At 60.9% G+C, this 15,224-nt stretch carries 16 protein-coding genes; 2 read left to right on the forward strand and 14 right to left on the reverse strand.

The window, feature by feature from the left end; all coding sequences use genetic code 11:
* Positions 1–101 precede the first annotated feature (101 nt).
* From GBCGDNIH1_RS22595 to aroA, 9 genes are all read right to left on the reverse strand, one after another.
* On the reverse strand, positions 102–1,823 hold the full coding sequence (locus GBCGDNIH1_RS22595) for an NAD-dependent malic enzyme (RefSeq protein WP_011632716.1): 1,722 nt from the start codon (positions 1,821–1,823) through the stop codon (positions 102–104).
* Between the two features lie 44 nt (positions 1,824–1,867).
* On the reverse strand, positions 1,868–2,497 hold the full coding sequence (locus tag GBCGDNIH1_RS22600; RefSeq protein WP_011632717.1) for a phosphoribosylanthranilate isomerase: 630 nt from the start codon (positions 2,495–2,497) through the stop codon (positions 1,868–1,870).
* Between the two features lie 6 nt (positions 2,498–2,503).
* Positions 2,504–3,226: an orotidine-5'-phosphate decarboxylase gene (gene pyrF / locus GBCGDNIH1_RS22605; protein WP_011632718.1), complete on the reverse strand. Its 723-nt coding sequence runs from the start codon at positions 3,224–3,226 to the stop codon at positions 2,504–2,506.
* A 56-nt stretch (positions 3,227–3,282) separates the two neighbouring features.
* The gene (locus tag GBCGDNIH1_RS22610) at positions 3,283–3,618 is read right to left on the reverse strand and encodes a LapA family protein (protein WP_011632719.1); all 336 of its coding nucleotides are present in this window, start codon (positions 3,616–3,618) and stop codon (positions 3,283–3,285) included.
* A gap of 53 nt (positions 3,619–3,671) precedes the next feature.
* On the reverse strand, positions 3,672–3,995 hold the full coding sequence (locus tag GBCGDNIH1_RS22615; RefSeq protein ID WP_011632720.1) for an integration host factor subunit beta: 324 nt from the start codon (positions 3,993–3,995) through the stop codon (positions 3,672–3,674).
* Positions 3,996–4,060: 65 nt separating this feature from the next.
* On the reverse strand, positions 4,061–5,011 hold the full coding sequence (gene sppA, locus GBCGDNIH1_RS22620; RefSeq protein WP_050748563.1) for a signal peptide peptidase SppA: 951 nt from the start codon (positions 5,009–5,011) through the stop codon (positions 4,061–4,063).
* Between the two features lie 148 nt (positions 5,012–5,159).
* Positions 5,160–6,875, reverse strand: coding sequence for a 30S ribosomal protein S1 (gene rpsA / locus GBCGDNIH1_RS22625; protein WP_011632722.1), 1,716 nt, complete (start codon positions 6,873–6,875; stop codon positions 5,160–5,162).
* A 255-nt stretch (positions 6,876–7,130) separates the two neighbouring features.
* Positions 7,131–7,760 (reverse strand): (d)CMP kinase, encoded by a 630-nt coding sequence (gene cmk, locus GBCGDNIH1_RS22630; RefSeq protein ID WP_011632724.1) that lies wholly within the window; start codon positions 7,758–7,760, stop codon positions 7,131–7,133.
* Entirely contained in the window at positions 7,751–9,115 is a 1,365-nt protein-coding gene (gene aroA, locus GBCGDNIH1_RS22635; protein ID WP_011632725.1) for a 3-phosphoshikimate 1-carboxyvinyltransferase, read from the reverse strand. Before aroA ends, cmk begins: the two co-directional genes overlap by 10 nt.
* A 122-nt stretch (positions 9,116–9,237) precedes the next feature.
* On the opposite strand from aroA, the gene GBCGDNIH1_RS22640 reads away from it, so the two are divergent.
* Positions 9,238–9,558 (forward strand): TIGR02300 family protein, encoded by a 321-nt coding sequence (locus GBCGDNIH1_RS22640; protein WP_025287348.1) that lies wholly within the window; start codon positions 9,238–9,240, stop codon positions 9,556–9,558.
* 79 nt (positions 9,559–9,637) lie between these two features.
* On the opposite strand, the gene GBCGDNIH1_RS22645 is transcribed toward GBCGDNIH1_RS22640, so the two are convergent.
* On the reverse strand, positions 9,638–10,156 hold the full coding sequence (locus tag GBCGDNIH1_RS22645; RefSeq protein WP_025318518.1) for an SRPBCC family protein: 519 nt from the start codon (positions 10,154–10,156) through the stop codon (positions 9,638–9,640).
* Positions 10,157–10,376: 220 nt separating this feature from the next.
* Here GBCGDNIH1_RS22645 and GBCGDNIH1_RS22650 point away from each other — a divergent pair, with 220 nt between their 5' ends.
* Positions 10,377–10,859, forward strand: coding sequence for a YMGG-like glycine zipper-containing protein (locus GBCGDNIH1_RS22650; protein ID WP_011632728.1), 483 nt, complete (start codon positions 10,377–10,379; stop codon positions 10,857–10,859).
* Between the two features lie 49 nt (positions 10,860–10,908).
* On the opposite strand, the gene GBCGDNIH1_RS22655 is transcribed toward GBCGDNIH1_RS22650, so the two are convergent.
* The 4 genes from GBCGDNIH1_RS22655 to GBCGDNIH1_RS22670 form a co-directional block, all read right to left on the reverse strand.
* On the reverse strand, positions 10,909–11,694 hold the full coding sequence (locus tag GBCGDNIH1_RS22655; protein ID WP_011632729.1) for a copper resistance protein B: 786 nt from the start codon (positions 11,692–11,694) through the stop codon (positions 10,909–10,911).
* The gene (locus GBCGDNIH1_RS22660) at positions 11,691–13,721 is read right to left on the reverse strand and encodes a copper resistance system multicopper oxidase (protein ID WP_011632730.1); all 2,031 of its coding nucleotides are present in this window, start codon (positions 13,719–13,721) and stop codon (positions 11,691–11,693) included. The genes GBCGDNIH1_RS22655 and GBCGDNIH1_RS22660 overlap by 4 nt, the downstream gene beginning before the upstream one ends.
* 102 nt (positions 13,722–13,823) lie before the next feature.
* On the reverse strand, positions 13,824–14,195 hold the full coding sequence (locus tag GBCGDNIH1_RS22665) for a hypothetical protein (protein WP_025318516.1): 372 nt from the start codon (positions 14,193–14,195) through the stop codon (positions 13,824–13,826).
* A gap of 86 nt (positions 14,196–14,281) precedes the next feature.
* Positions 14,282–14,986 (reverse strand): TetR/AcrR family transcriptional regulator, encoded by a 705-nt coding sequence (locus tag GBCGDNIH1_RS22670; RefSeq protein WP_043453081.1) that lies wholly within the window; start codon positions 14,984–14,986, stop codon positions 14,282–14,284.
* Between the last annotated feature and the right edge of the window lie 238 nt (positions 14,987–15,224).

The following is a 15,224-nucleotide window of genomic DNA, read 5'->3' on the forward strand; positions in this document are numbered from 1 at the left end:
CATACAGCGCGGAGTAATCTGCCGCTCTTAAAGCAGAACGGCGCTCACGCAAATCAGGAGATCGCCCCTGAAGACGCTTTATGGCCGTTTTATGACCCATTTCAACGCTTCGGCTCAACCCGGCGATAAGTGGGATACTGCGGCTCCCACATCAGGTCATCCACTCGGGCACGCAGGGTTTCTTCATCACATGGCTCGGCCTGACCATCCCGCATGGCGCACAGTCCGACCGCGACGGCCACATGCCGGGACACGTCGCGCATTTTGGCCAGATGCGGCAATAAGGGCAGAGCAGGATCGGTGCGGGCCGGAGACATCTCCGCCAATGCCCGGGCTGCCGCAAGGAACATGGCATCCGTCACATGCTCGGCGCGAGAGGCAATAGCGCCCAGCCCGACGCCGGGGAAAATATAGGAATTATTGGTCTGGTCGACCATGATGGTGCGACCATTGATCTGCACCGGGTCGAACGGGCTGCCCGTGCCGATAATCGCCTGCCCATCGGTCCAGGCCAGCAGATCGGCTGGTGTCGCCTCCGCATTGGCTGTCGGATTGGAGAGGGGGAAAATCACCGGGCGGGCAACATGCTGCGCCATTTCGCGGATAGCGGCCTCGGTAAACAGGCCGGGTTGACCGGACACACCGATCAAGGTGGTCGGATGCGCGTTGCGAATTACCGCTTCCAGCCCCGGTTTTTCCCGATCATCCCAATGGCTCAGCACATCGGCGGGAACGGCGAATTCCTGCTGGAAGGCAGCCAGATCATTATCGCCTTCCCGCAGCAAACCATCGCGATCCACCAGAAAGAAGCGGCGATGGGCTTCGTGCTCCGGCACCCCTTCCTCGATCATCGCCTGACGCAGCATCCGTGCAATACCGACACCTGCTGAACCGGCCCCGACCACGACGATGCGCTGGTCTTTCATCGGCACACCGGCGACGGAGGCCGCCGCCATCAGGGTACCGACCGTCACGGAGGCCGTGCCCTGAATGTCGTCGTTGAAGGTGCAGAGCTGGTCACGATATTTCGTCAGCAGCCGCCCCGCATTGGGACGGGCGAAATCCTCCCATTGCAGCAGAACATGCGGCCAGCGGCGCTGCACCGCGCCTACGAAAGTATCAATGAACGAATCATACGCCTCGCCCCGGATACGCTCATGCCGCCAGCCGATATACAGCGGATCGTCATGACGTTCCTTGTTATCCGTACCGGTATCCAGCAGGATCGGAAGCGTCGCCCAGGGCGGAATCCCCCCGCAGGCCGTGTAGAGCGCCAGCTTCCCGATCGGGATACCCATGCCGCCTGCACCCTGATCGCCAAGCCCGAGAATACGCTCGCCATCACTGACCACGATCACCTGTACATGATCGAAACGCGGATGGGACAAAATCTCGTCGATCTGCTCCTGATGCGGCGGTGACAGAAACAATCCGCGCGGCTTGCGGAACAGGCGGGAGAAATTCTGACAGCCCAGCCCGACGGTCGGCGTATAGACGACCGGCATCATCTCTTCGAGGTTACGGGACAACAGCGCGTAAAACAGCGTTTCGTTGGTATCCTGCAAATCCCGCAGAAAAATATAGCGGTTGATCGGGGATTTAAGCTCCCTGAAGGCTGTCAGACGGCGGTTGACCTGTTCATCCAGATTACCGACATGCGGCGGCAACAGGCCATGCAGATGGAAGGCGGTCCGTTCATCCTCGGAAAACGCCATTCCCTTGTTCAGCAACGGATCGGAAAGAAGCTCATATCCGGTGCGGGAAACCTCCACCACATGCTCGCCAGCGGCATTGGGAAGTTCCGTTCCTGGTGTCGTACCCATCTGATCCGTCCGTTCAATGGCCGACCCCTGCGCGGGTTATCGGCTCAGGCGTTACGCACTGCAGAGAGGAAGGAGCGGATCAGCGCCGGATCCTTGCGTCCACGTGACTGTTCGACCCCTGACGAAACGTCGACAATAGGCGCACCTGTCCGGCGCACCGCATCAGCGACCGTATCCGGGGTCAACCCACCCGCGAGGATCCACGCAAAGGATGGCGCAAAATCCGCAAGGATCGACCAATCGAAAGCCTGTCCGTTTCCACCCGGCAGAGCAGCGTCGGGCCTCGGCTTAGCATCCAGCAGCAGGGCATCCACACCCCCGGAATCGCGTGGCAGATCATCCGCTGCCGCAATTCCCACAGACCGCCAGACGGGTAAGGCAAGCCGTTCGCGCAACTGGAGGGCACGCGCCACAGGGACATCATGAAGCTGGATGATATCGAGCGGCAGCTCACGCAGGACCGCCTCGATCTCTCCATCACGCGGATTGACGAACAGCCCTACTTTCCGCAGAGGCTGGGCAATGGGAGCCGCGAGGGAAGCCGCCTCCTGCGCCGTCACAGCCCGTGGAGAGGGCGGAAAGAATACGAATCCAAGATAATCAGCGCCCCCCGCGATGGAAGCCGCGACCGATGCTGCGCTGTTCAATCCGCAGATTTTAACCTGAGCGACCATGATGCTTCAAAGCCCCGCAATATCCGCCGCAATGGAAGAGGCAACCGCCGCCGGATCAGCCGCCTGCGTAATGGGACGACCGACCACGATATAATCCGCCCCGGCCTGAATGGCGGCACGCGGGGTCATGGTGCGGGACTGATCGCTCGCTTCGCTTCCCACCGGACGGATGCCGGGTACGACCAGTAAAGGCTCCGGCCCCAGTTCCGCCCTGAGCAGGGCTGCTTCATGCGCGCTGCACACCAGCCCGTCCGCCCCCGCCGCTACAGCCAGCTTTGCCAGTCTGAGAACCTGCCGCGCCGGATCTTCCGCAAAACCGATCGCGGCAACGGCCTCCGCATCCAGACTTGTCAGAATGGTAACAGCCAAAATCCTGGTCCGGTCCGCCGCATCTCCTGTCGCATTCCGCGCCGCAGCAACCATTGCCGAGCCTCCACCCGCATGAACGGTCAGCAAAGCGGGCTTCAGCGGCAAGACCGAACGCACCCCGGCCGCGACCGTGTTGGGAATATCGTGCAGCTTCAGATCCAGAAAAATCGGTCCCTCAAACCCCGTCATGCCCTGTGGACCATTGGCCAGGTAATATTCCAACCCCAGCTTGCTCATCCCGCTATACGGCGCGAAAGCCTGATTCCATGCGCGTGCGGTGGCGGGGTCCGGTGTATCGAGGGAAACAATGACACGCCGCGAGGGAAGAGAACCGGCGGGCGCGATACGATCAGACGACATGACGTGACTGTCTTTATGAAATAAAATGGGCCGACCGTATCACAGGACAGGCCAGGTTACTGAATGGCAGGCAAAGGAGCACTGGCTGTGACAGGAGTGGAGAGAACGGCCTCCTGACGGCGCAGGGTCTCGCGCAGGGTTTCAAGCTGTTCTTCCAGCGCCTTGACCTGGGCTTCCGCCCGACGGGCACGGCGGCGCTGTCCCAGTGCAGAGAACCAGGTCAGCAAGCCACCGGCAATAAAAGCGATCGCCATCGCACTGAGCACGGCAATGGAAAACGGCAGATCAGCCCCGTAATCGGTCGGCCATAAGCCGATATGAACCGTGGTGGTGTTCGAGAGCGTGAACAGCACCAGCAGGATCAGAAACGGCAAGGCGATCAACAGACGCATCAGTTTTTTCCCGTCACGCGGTGACTCTCGCGAAAGTCAGAAGCAGGATGCTCTCAGCCTCCGGAAGCGGCGTCGGCAGACCCGCCATTCTTGCGGGTACCGTTATTCACCCGCTCCCGCAGTTCTTTTCCGGCCTTGAAGAAAGGGACAACCTTTTCATCGACGGAAACGGTTTCTCCGGTGCGCGGGTTGCGCCCCACCCGGGCATCCCGTCGCTTGATCGTAAAAGCGCCGAAACCACGCAGCTCCACCCTGGCACCACGGGCAAGAGCATTGGAAATCTCATCAAAAATCGTGGAGACGATGGTTTCCACATCGCGTTCCGTCAGATGCGGATTATCGGCCTTCAGACTCGCGATCAGTTCCGATTTGGTCATGTCAGCTTTCCCCTGCCCGGTTGGAGATACCGAATCCCGCCAGCAGGTCCGGACCGATCACCGCATTAAAGCCGAGGCTGCCAGAGCGCCCAAGCTCCGTCAATGCTAACACCTTGAGATAACTTGCTTTCTACAAAATTTTCCAGACTGCCCAGCCATCCGCCGAACCAGTGCTTACGCAGACCATCCGACTCATGAAGCGGCCTGACCGGCAGGTCCTCCGGAACATGGCGTTCTTTCGCCAGCCAGACCCGCGCGTCATGCTCACCACCGATCTGATCGACCAGCCCGAGCGCCAGCGCCTGCCGCCCGGTATAAGGGCGCCCATCTGCCAAGGCACGCACATGTTCCGGCGTCATATGCCGCCCCTGAGCAACCATGGTCACGAACTGGTCGTACATATCGTTGACGATCCCCTGAAGCATCTGCCTCCCTTCCGGGGAAAGCGGCGCGGTCAGGCTCGGCTGATCTTTCATCGGGCCGGAGACAATGGTGTTGGACCCGACCCCCAGTTTTCCAAGCAGGCCGGACAGTTCGGCTGATTGCATCAGCACACCGATGGAGCCCGTCAACGTCGCCTGACGCGCGAAAATCCGTGCCGATGGCGCCGCGATCATATAACCGGCGGAGGCCGCAACACTCTCCATAGTCGTCACCAGCGGCTTGCGCGCTGCCAGCTGTGCCAGCGCATCATGCAGGGCCTCACCCCCCGCGACGGTGCCACCGGGACTGTTGATCTCCAGCAACACCGCCTTGACCGAAGAATCATCTGCCGCATGGCTGATCGCCTCCAGCAAGGGGCGGTCATAGGTGATGATACCGCTGATCCTGATCCGGGTGAGATGCGGCCCCGATACCACCGCATGCGATACCCTCACCAGCGCCAGCGCCCCCAGCACCAGCAGGCCAATCGTCACGAGCCGCCATAGCAGCAAACGCCGCTTCAGATGATGGCGGTCTATCAGCCAGTCCTGATCGGGGGCAGCAGACGGGCGGGAAGCAAGGTCAGATGTCATAACCGCCAAAATGGCGAAATCATCGCGCCGGCAAAAGGGGAGTACAGCCGTTTTCAGAACAAAAAAGCCGGAGGCGTAACCCCCGGCTTTCAAGTTGCGTCCTGACCCGTTAAGGTCAGGACGATGTATCCATGATAGCCGAAGCCAATCAGGCGTCGGTTTGCAGGTTCCGGCGACGGATCGCGGCACCCAGGATATCGCCCAGGGACGCACCGCTGTCGGAGGAGCCGAACTCGGCGATCGCCGCCTTGTCTTCCTCGACTTCCTTGCCCTTGATGGTGAGCTGGAGCTTGCGGGCGGCGCGGTCAACCGCGGTCACCTTCGCATCCACCTTCTCACCGACCGCGAAGCGGTCAGGGCGCTGGTCGGCCTTGTCACGGGACAGTTCCGCACGGCGGATGAAGCCGGACAGAACGTCGCCCACCTTCACTTCGATGCCGTTGGCCTGCACAGCCGTCACCACGCAGGTAACGACATCACCGCGATGGACCGCATCCAGCTGACCGGCGGCGGGATCTTCATGCATCTGCTTGATGCCGAGGGAGATACGCTCTTTCTCCACATCCACATCCAGCACGCGGGCGCGCACGACCTGACCCTTCTCGTAGGCGGCCATAGCGGTTTCGCTCTGATCGTCCCAGGAGATGTCGGACATGTGAACCATGCCGTCGATATCGGCGGTGATGCCGATGAACAGACCGAATTCGGTGATGTTCCGGATCTCGCCTTCCAGCTCGGACCCGACCGGGTGCTGTTCCAGGAACTGCTCCCACGGGTTGCCCTGCACCTGCTTCAGGCCCAGGGAGATGCGGCGCTTGGAGCTGTCCACATCCAGCACGACCACGTCGACTTCCTGCGAGGTCGCGACGATCTTGCCCGGATGGACGTTCTTCTTCGTCCAGGACATTTCGCTGACATGCACCAGGCCTTCGACGCCCGGTTCCAGTTCCACGAAGGCACCGTAATCGGTGATGTTGGTCACGCGTCCGCTGTATTTCGCGCCCGGCGGATACTTCGCCGCCACACCTTCCCACGGATCGGCCTCAAGCTGCTTCATGCCCAGGCTGATACGCTGCGTGTCGGAATTGAAGCGGATCACCTGCACCTTCACGGTCTGGCCGATCTGCAGGGCCTCGCTCGGGTGATTGATGCGCTTCCAGGCGATGTCCGTGACATGCAGGAGGCCATCGACGCCACCCAGATCCACGAACGCGCCGTAATCGGTAATATTCTTCACCACGCCATCCAGGATCATGCCTTCCTTCAGGCCCTGGATCAGCTCGCTGCGCTGCTCGGCGCGAGTCTCTTCCAGCACCGCACGGCGGCTGACCACGATGTTACCGCGCGCGCGGTCCATCTTCAGGATCTGGAACGGCTGCGGGGTGCCCATCAGCGGACCGACATCACGCACAGGGCGGATATCGACCTGGCTGCCCGGCAGGAACGCGACCGCGCCGCCGAGATCAACGGTGAAGCCACCCTTCACGCGACCATAGATCGTGCCCTGAACGCGCTGGGCGCTTTCAAAAGCCTTTTCCAGAGTGGTCCATGCTTCCTCGCGGCGAGCCTTCTCGCGCGACAGGACGATGGAACCGTCACGGTCCTCGTAACGCTCGACATACAGCTCGACGACATCGCCGGGCTTCACGTCGGGCTTCTGACCCGGAGGGCCGAATTCTTTCAGGGCGACGCGGCCTTCAGACTTCAGGCCCACATCGACGATCACGAATTCGGGGTCGATGCGCAGCACGCGGCCGCTGACGACGGAGCCATCAAAGCCGCTGTCACGGCCCAGGGTCTCGTCGAGCAGGGCGGCGAAATCCTCGTCACCCTGTTGTTGGATAGCAGTGGCGGAAGATGCCATGTGGGAAAACTATGTCCTTGAACTGACAGCCCGGAGGCTATCAAGGAAGGCGCTACACCGCCGGGCGCGGGTTACGCGCCGGGGATCACGGCTTGCCGGACCTTACATCACGCGATCATCGCGCGTCCCGGTTTCCGCGGCGGGACAGGTCGGGCCATGGCGGAAATCAGCCGGCAACAACGCCCACTGATGCCCGTAAGTCAAGGAAATTCCGCCTCCGCTGCCCCGCCTGCCATGCAGAGGAGACAGCCGGTTTTATCGCGGCCACTTCCGGCGGACGATCTGCTCCGCCCGTTGAAATGCCTGATCGGCGTCCAGATGGGTGGTGTCCAGCACCTCCGCATCCTCTGCCGGACGCAAGGGTGCAACATCGCGGGCCGCATCCCGTTCGTCCCTTGCCTGCATCTCGGCCCGCAGTGCCTGTTCTTCCACCGCTACGCCCCGGTTGCGCAACTCCAGCAGGCGACGTTGCAGGCGCGCTTCGGCGCTGGCGGTGACGAACAGCTTCACCGGCGCATCCGGGCACACGACCGTGCCGATATCGCGCCCGTCCAGCACCGCGCCTTCCCGTGCCGCGAAATCACGCTGGAAATCCAGCAGTGCGGCCCGTACAGCCGGATCGGCAGCAACCAGACTGGCGGCACGGTCTACCTCCGGCACCCTCAGATCGCTGCGCTGCACTGTCTCCGGCACCAGAACCGATACCGCCCACGCCGCATCGGCAGGGCTGCCCGGATCACCGCCCGCATCCAGCACCAGCCGCCCCACCGCGCGATAGAGCAGACCTGTATCCAGATGCGGCAGCCCGAAAGCCGATGCCAGCCGACGCGCCAGCGTGCCCTTGCCTGCCGCAGCCGGACCATCGACCGCGATGATCAGGCGCATGAGAAATCCGCCCCCAGCCCGGTCATCAGCGTGGCGAAACCGGGGAAAGACGTGTCGATGAAGGCCGCGTCATCCGCCGTCACCGGCGCCTGCGTGGTCAGGCCCAGCACCAGCGCCGACATGGCCAGCCGATGATCCATATACGTGGTGACCAGGCCGCCCCCCGGCGGCGGACCGCCGCAGCCGATGACGATCAGATCATCGCCCTCAATCTCAACCTGCACGCCATTCACCGACAGCAGCGCCGCCGTCGCCGCCAGCCGGTCACTCTCCTTGACCCGCAGCTCTGCCAGCCCGCGCATGCGTGTGGTGCCGGAGGCGACCGCTGCGGCAACCGAGAGAATGGGGAATTCGTCGATCATGCTCGGTGCACGCTCCGGCGGCACCTCCACACCATGCAGGGTGGAGGCCCGGACGGTGATATCGCCGACCGGCTCCCCCCCCTCGATCCGGCGATTGGCGATGGTCAGCGCAGCCCCCATCTCCACCAGCGTATCGAACAGCCCGGTGCGCAGCGGATTGAGGCCTACCCCGGCCAGAGTGATCTCCGACCCCGGCACCAGCAAGGCCGCCACCAGCGGAAAAGCCGCCGAGGATGGGTCGGCAGGCACCACGATATCGGCAGCCCGCAATTCCGGTTGCCCCTGCAGGCGAACGATGCGGCCTGCACCGTCCCCGGTCGGCTCCACCTGCACAGTCGCCCCGAAATGGCGCAGCATATTTTCGCTGTGATCACGGGTGGCATGCGGTTCTTCCACCACTGTCTCCCCCCGTGCATTCAGCCCGGCCAGCAGAATGGCCGACTTCACCTGGGCAGAGGCGACCGGCAGGCGATAATGCAGCGGCAGAGCCTCCCCCGTGCCACGCACCGCCATCGGCAACCTGCCGCCGGAGCGGGTGTGAAAACCGGCCCCGCAAGCCGCAAGCGGATCGGTCACCCGGCGCATGGGGCGTTTGCGCAGGCTGGCATCGCCCGTCATCACCGCAAACAGATCATGGCTGGCCAGCACGCCTGTCAGCAGTCGCGCCGCCGTGCCCGAATTGCCCATGTCCAGTACATCCGCAGGCTCGGTCAGGCCGCCAATGCCACGACCGGCGACGCGCCATGAACCGGGCGCATCCCGCACCACCTCGGCCCCCAACGCCCGCATGGCGGCGGCCGTGCGCAGCACGTCCTCCCCCTCCAGCAGGCCGGATATACGCGTCTCCCCGACCGCCAGCGCACCGATCATCAATGCGCGATGGCTGATGGATTTGTCCCCGGGAACATGGACCGGATGATCAGCCCGCAACCCGGCGGCAGGACGGCGGCTGATGACGGGGCGAGAGGCCCCTTCGCTGTGATTTTCGCTCATCCCTGCGCGATAGCATGACAGAACGGTTTGACAGAAGGGCGAAGCGGTGGCATGGGGCGCGCCCTGTCCTGCGCGTCAGCCGAATTTTTATCCCTCCCCACGATCACGAGGCCGCATTTCCCATGGTAAAACCCGAACTTGGCACCAAGCGGGTCTGCGTTTCATGCGGAACCCGTTTCTACGATCTGCTGAAATCCCCCGCCATCTGCCCGAAATGCGGCGCTGAACAGCCGCTGGACCAGCCCCGCCCCCGCCGCGTGCCGGGTGTGCTGCTGGATGACAAACCCAAGAAGATCGGGGTTGTTGACGATGCCGATACAGATGCCGTCGATGCCGACGACACTGACGAGGATGTGCTGGAGGATACCTCCGACCTCGAAGACGGCGACGATGACACCATCGAGGTGGAAGTCGAGACCGACGGCAACGATGACGAGCACTGATCAGCGCCCGATCCGATAAATTCAACATGAAAAAAGGGGGCCTTCCGGCCCCCTTTTTGATAAGCCGACTGTCAAAATATCAGCCTTCAGCCTTTTGTTTCAGTGCAGTGAGGCCCGCATCATACACCCCGGTCACGGCTGTGATCGCATCCTCGTCTCCTTGTCCAGCGGGCGGCGTGCCGAGCGGCGACAGGCGGGTGAAAAATCCCTGCCACACGATTCGCGCCCCGGCCCCGACCGCCTCGACCGTGATGGTCGAACGGTAGTCGCCCGCAGGCACGATCTGCGTATTTTCCACATCCGGTGTGAATTTGTAGCTGTAGCTGCGGCCAGCCGCATCATAGGCCGTCAACGCTTCCGTAATTTTAGGGCCACCGAGATCCAGCACCCGGATCGAACCGGGAGTGTTACCCCGGTCGGCACTGCTGGACTTCACCAGCGGCAGCCAAGTGATATCCCCGAATTCCGAGATGATGGCCCACACCGCGTCTGGCGGAGCAGCAATATCGATCTTTTTCGTGAGCGTGAGTGGCTTTGGCCCGGTCTGACCCCCTTCCCCTGCAGGGGCGTAGACGGCAGATGGGAACAGTTCGTTCATTGACTCTGTCCTGTGTCTGGTTATCCCTCGCCGGAAGACACCGCTCCGGCGCGCTGCGTAGCAGGCCATTGATCGCCGTCGAAGACAATATCGCGCCGCTCCCTATCTTCCGAACCGGAGCGGTCTCTGTTTTTCTGCCATCAGGATGCCGTAATAGGGCGCATATGCGTTAAAAAATGGAATGGAAGCCACGGCTTCGCCAAAATGAGGAGAGGATATAATGTCCCGCCAGCCGCTCTTGCTATCCCTGGCCCTGCTCGCTGCCACTGCGCTATGCGCTTGTACCGTCTCTCCACCGGAAGGACCGAGTATTGCCGCCCTGCCCGGCAAGGGGAAAACGCTGGAGCAGTTCCAGAATGACGATATGACATGCCGCTATTACGCCTCTCAGCGGAACGGTTTTGTCTCCCCACAAAAAGGCGCCGCCAACAGTGCCGTCGGCACGGCCGCCATTGGCACGGCACTGGGAGCAGCGACCGGTGCCTTGATTGGCGTGGCCGCAGGCAATGCCGGTATGGGGGCTGCGATCGGCGCGGGCGCAGGCCTTGCAGGCGGTGGTCTGCTCGGCAGTTCGAATGCGCGGCAATCATCGGCCTCGCTACAGCAGAATTACGACATGAATTACGGGCAATGCATGATTGCCCGCGGGAATACTTTCCCGCCCCAGCCGAGGATGCAGATGGCACCCGCCTATACTTATTGAACAGGATCAGAGGGAATACAGGGGGCCATTCAGATCAGCCCCCTGACGATCAGAACCAGAGACGCAGACCAAACAGGAACCGCACGCTGTCCGCAGCCTGTCCCTGCTGCTGCTGGAATGTCCCGGTGCGCCCGAAGGCCCCCTGATACACCACCCCCAGATACGGGGCGAAGGTTCTGGCAAATTCGTATCGCAGCCTGATCCCGGTCTCCAGATTCGACACCCCGGCCCCCAGCCCCCGTGCGGGGTCGGATTGACCATACCAGTTCGTCTCCAGACGAGGCTGGAGGATCAGCCGATTGGTGAGCAGAAGGTCGTAGGAAGCCTCCACCCGCGCCGCGACTCGGCCATCTGTCCCCAGATAGGCGGTGGCCTCCAGATCGAAAAAATACAGGGTCAGTCCCTGCACCCCGAAAGCCGCCCATTGGCGCGTCGGCCCATTATCAAGGTCGATCCGCCATCCGGCCTGCCAGTCGAAATAGGTCGAGAACGGGCGATCATACAGCACCTCATGCCGTGCATCCTGAAAACCGCCGCCTTTACCGACCGTGCCTTCCGATTTCAGCCAGAGCTTGTTCTCATCCGTACCGAGCCAAGCCTCTCCCTCATAGGTAAAAACCTGATTCGTACCGGCCATACGATGTTCAGCCTGCTCCAGCAGGGCATGGAGATAAACCTGATCATCCATCGCCGGCATCGGGCCACCCGGCAGGTAGACGGGGCCGTCCTTGCCCGTAGCCTGCATTTCCATCCCCGCCCCGGCTGCCGTTCCACCGGTGAGCAGAATCAGTGACAGCAACAGCACTGCATGAGGGATACGCCTCAGGCCGTTCATGACACCACCACGGTGCGGAACATACCCAGTTCCATATGGTAGAGCAGATGGCAATGAAACGCCCACAGACCCGGCGTATCGGCATCAACACAGGTGGTCAGCCTCTCACCCGGCTTGACCAGAATGGTGTGTTTGAAGGGACGATCCGCGCCGGTTCCGTTCTCCAGTTCACTCCACAAACCATGGAGGTGGATCGGATGCTCCATCATCGTATCGTTGATCAGGATGAAGCGGACACGCTCCCCCAGCCGCAGACGGATCGAAGGTGCATGAGAAAATTTCTGGCCGTTAAAGCCCCAGATATAGCGCTCCATATTGCCGGTCAGATGCAACAGGATCTCCCGATCCGGCTCCCGCCCCGGCGGGGCCGGTCGCGCGGCTCTCAGATCGGTGTAGCGCAGGACGCGGCGTCCGTTATCGTCCAGCCCACTGCCTGCCTCATGGAGTCGCGATACCGGCATCGGGGCAAGGCTGCCAACCCCCAGTTCTCCGACCTGCGGTGTCCGGTAGACCGTCACGGGCACCGGATGCGGCCCGGTCTGTTTCAGGGGAGCCGGAAGAGAGGGTGCGGTATTCCCGGGCACGCTGACCGGCGCGGCATGGTCTGCATGCATGGCGCCATCATGGACGGAACCCCCATGATGCATCGGCATGTGATGCATGGGCATGTCCGGCATATCCATGCCGTCCATCTCCTCCATACCTTCCATCCCCTCCATGCTGTGCGCATGATGATGGGCCGGAGCAGAAGACGCGGGAGAGGACACAGCCTCCGGCGGCGGATGAGCCATACCGTCCGTGCCGGGATTCTCCGCATCGTGGGCCGCCATGCCGTGGTGCTCCATTCCTGCACCCATATCCCCCATGTCCATGTGGTTCATGTCCATGTCGCCCATGCCCATATCCTTCATGGTGCGCAGCGGGCGAGGGTCCATTGGCGGCACCAACCCGTCCATATCGGGATGCGGTGCGAGGGTGCCACGCGCGTAGCCGGTCCGGTCCTGACTCTGTGCGAAAATCGTATAAGCCGCGTTACCGGGTTGGATCAGCACATCATAGGTCTCGGCCACGCCGATGCGGAACTCATCGACCATGACCGGGCGCACCGCATTACCGTCCGCCTCCACCACGGTCATGACCAGACCCGGAATCCGGATGTCGAAATTTGTCATTGATGCAGCGTTGATGAAGCGCAGACGCACCCGTTCACCCGGCCTGAACAGCCCGTGCCAATGGTCATCCACCGCCCGGCCATTGAGCAGATACGCATAGGCATTGCCGCTGACATCCGAGATATCCGTCGGCCCCATCCGCATCTTTCCCCAGGCGAGCCGATCCGACACAGCCTGATGCAAGCCCTTCTGGCGTGCATCAGCGATAAAGGTGCCCAGCGTGCGCTGACGGAAATTATAGGCATCGCTCTGGAATTTCAGCGTGCTGACAATGCTCTCGGGGGCCAGATCGGACCAGTCATTCAACATGACGACATAGTCGCGGTCATAATCCGGCACCGCGCCATGCGGCGCGATAATCAACGCGCCGTACAGGCCGGTCGCCTCCTGAAAGCCGGAATGACCATGGTACCAGTACGTGCCGGACTGCTTCAGCGGAAAGCGATACGTAAACGTCTCTCCCGCCGGAATCCCCCCGAAGCTCAGCCCAGGCACACCATCCATGGAGGCAGGGACACGCAGGCCATGCCAGTGAATGGAGGTCGGCTCATCCAGTGTATTGGTGACGGCGATGGCAACCTCGTCCCCCTCCCGCATACGCAGTACCGGACCCGGCAGGGAAGCATTCACCAATGTCGCCGACGCATGTCTTCCGCCACGGCGAACGGAATAGCGGGCTACGTTCAGGGCAAAGCGGCTGCCACGCAGCTCCGGCATACCCTCGGCAGTTGCTTCCGGTGCAGGCGCAGGCGCGGCGCATCCTCCTGCCGCTGCTGTCAGAAGCGCAGCACCGCAGGCACGCAGCACGCGCCGACGATCCGGCCGAATAAGGCCGGAACCTTCAGTATTCCTCATGATCTTATGGTCGCTCTGTCAGAACTACTTACACGGCCCAGCCGGTTTATTCCGCCAGATGCAGCGGATCAGACAGGCCTCACCCGAACGGTCAGCCCGCTTTCAAGCGGGTATAAAGCGGCCTGAGCGAGGTGGAAAAGGTTCCGGCATGGGGGATGCTCCATACCCGTGATACGGAATGGAAGCTACGAAACGGACCAACCAGACGCGCACTGAATCCGCCAGTGCCGGCGCATCCGGCACCATGGCCCCCACACAACACACCACACCATCACAGGATGGTGCGGCAGGATGGCCATGGCAGGGTGCAGGATGCTGCCCGATCATCAGCGGTGCCGTGATGACGTCATCGTCACCCGCAGCAATATCAGCCATCGACATAGTCATGACATGGGCGGCCTCCATCGCCCGCACCTGCAGTGGCAGGCTGCAGGCGATCAACGCCGTCAGCAGAAATGTCAGAACACATCGCATGTCGGGCAATATTGTAACCACCCTCGCTCAAGCACGCAATCAAATGGGATCGTGCACTGATAGAGCATAAAAACTATGTTCAGGGTTCAATGGACCAGTTCCATCTGGCTCTTCAGATACTGGTGGACGGAGGGCGATGCATACGGAAGATAAAGCGCCCTTACCTGATAGATGCCCCATTCCATATCCCTCATCGGAAGCGCCTTGCTACCGCGGTGCATGATCAGAAAGGACATCCAGTAAGACATGATGATGCAGACATTGGCAGCCAGCGCCTCCAGCTCGGCATCTTCAATAATCAGATGCCCCACCTGACGCATATGCTGAAGAACATGCATGGCAACCTGCTCTCCTTCACGATTCATGGTCCTGAGTCTTAAGGCCAGATCCGGAATCTGGTTCAGGATGACAGGGCCATCCCGAAACAGAAACCGGTATCGCCAGATCAACCAGAACCATGATCTCAAATAGTCACTATACAGCTCGATCGGATGAAGCATGTTCGAACCTGACCGGGTAGTAACTTTATCAGGGCTGGTCGAGACAAGTCGCGTCATATGATGATGGAAAATGTCATATAACGTTGTTACCAGAATTTGCTTTGTATGAAAGTGATAGTATAAATTTCCTTCATTAATATTGCAGACTGCAGCAAGATGAGATGTCGTCATTGCATCGACACCTTCTATATTCAAAATATCTAACGCAGTTTTCAGAATTTTTAACTTTGTTTTTCCCTTGACTACAGTCTGCGTCATCATTTCCAAGCCGTTCCAGGAGAAATTATTCATAAAACTAATATCTCCCGGCAATGCATGGACGCTGATGAAACCCCATTCGCAGTACAGTTGCGGGGCCAAAAGGATCGTGAAAACAGATAATCACAATCCCGTTCTCGTGTATTTAACGCACCCCGAAACAGACAAAGCAGATCTTTTTTCCACTTATCATAAAAACAAAAAAGGCAAACCTGCATTTTCATGCAGATTTGCCAAAATTTTCTATAAAATTGTTTTTACTAAAGCGTGG

This window comes from Granulibacter bethesdensis CGDNIH1 (assembly GCF_000014285.2).
In the GTDB taxonomy this organism is placed as follows: Bacteria; Pseudomonadota; Alphaproteobacteria; order Acetobacterales; family Acetobacteraceae; genus Granulibacter; species Granulibacter bethesdensis.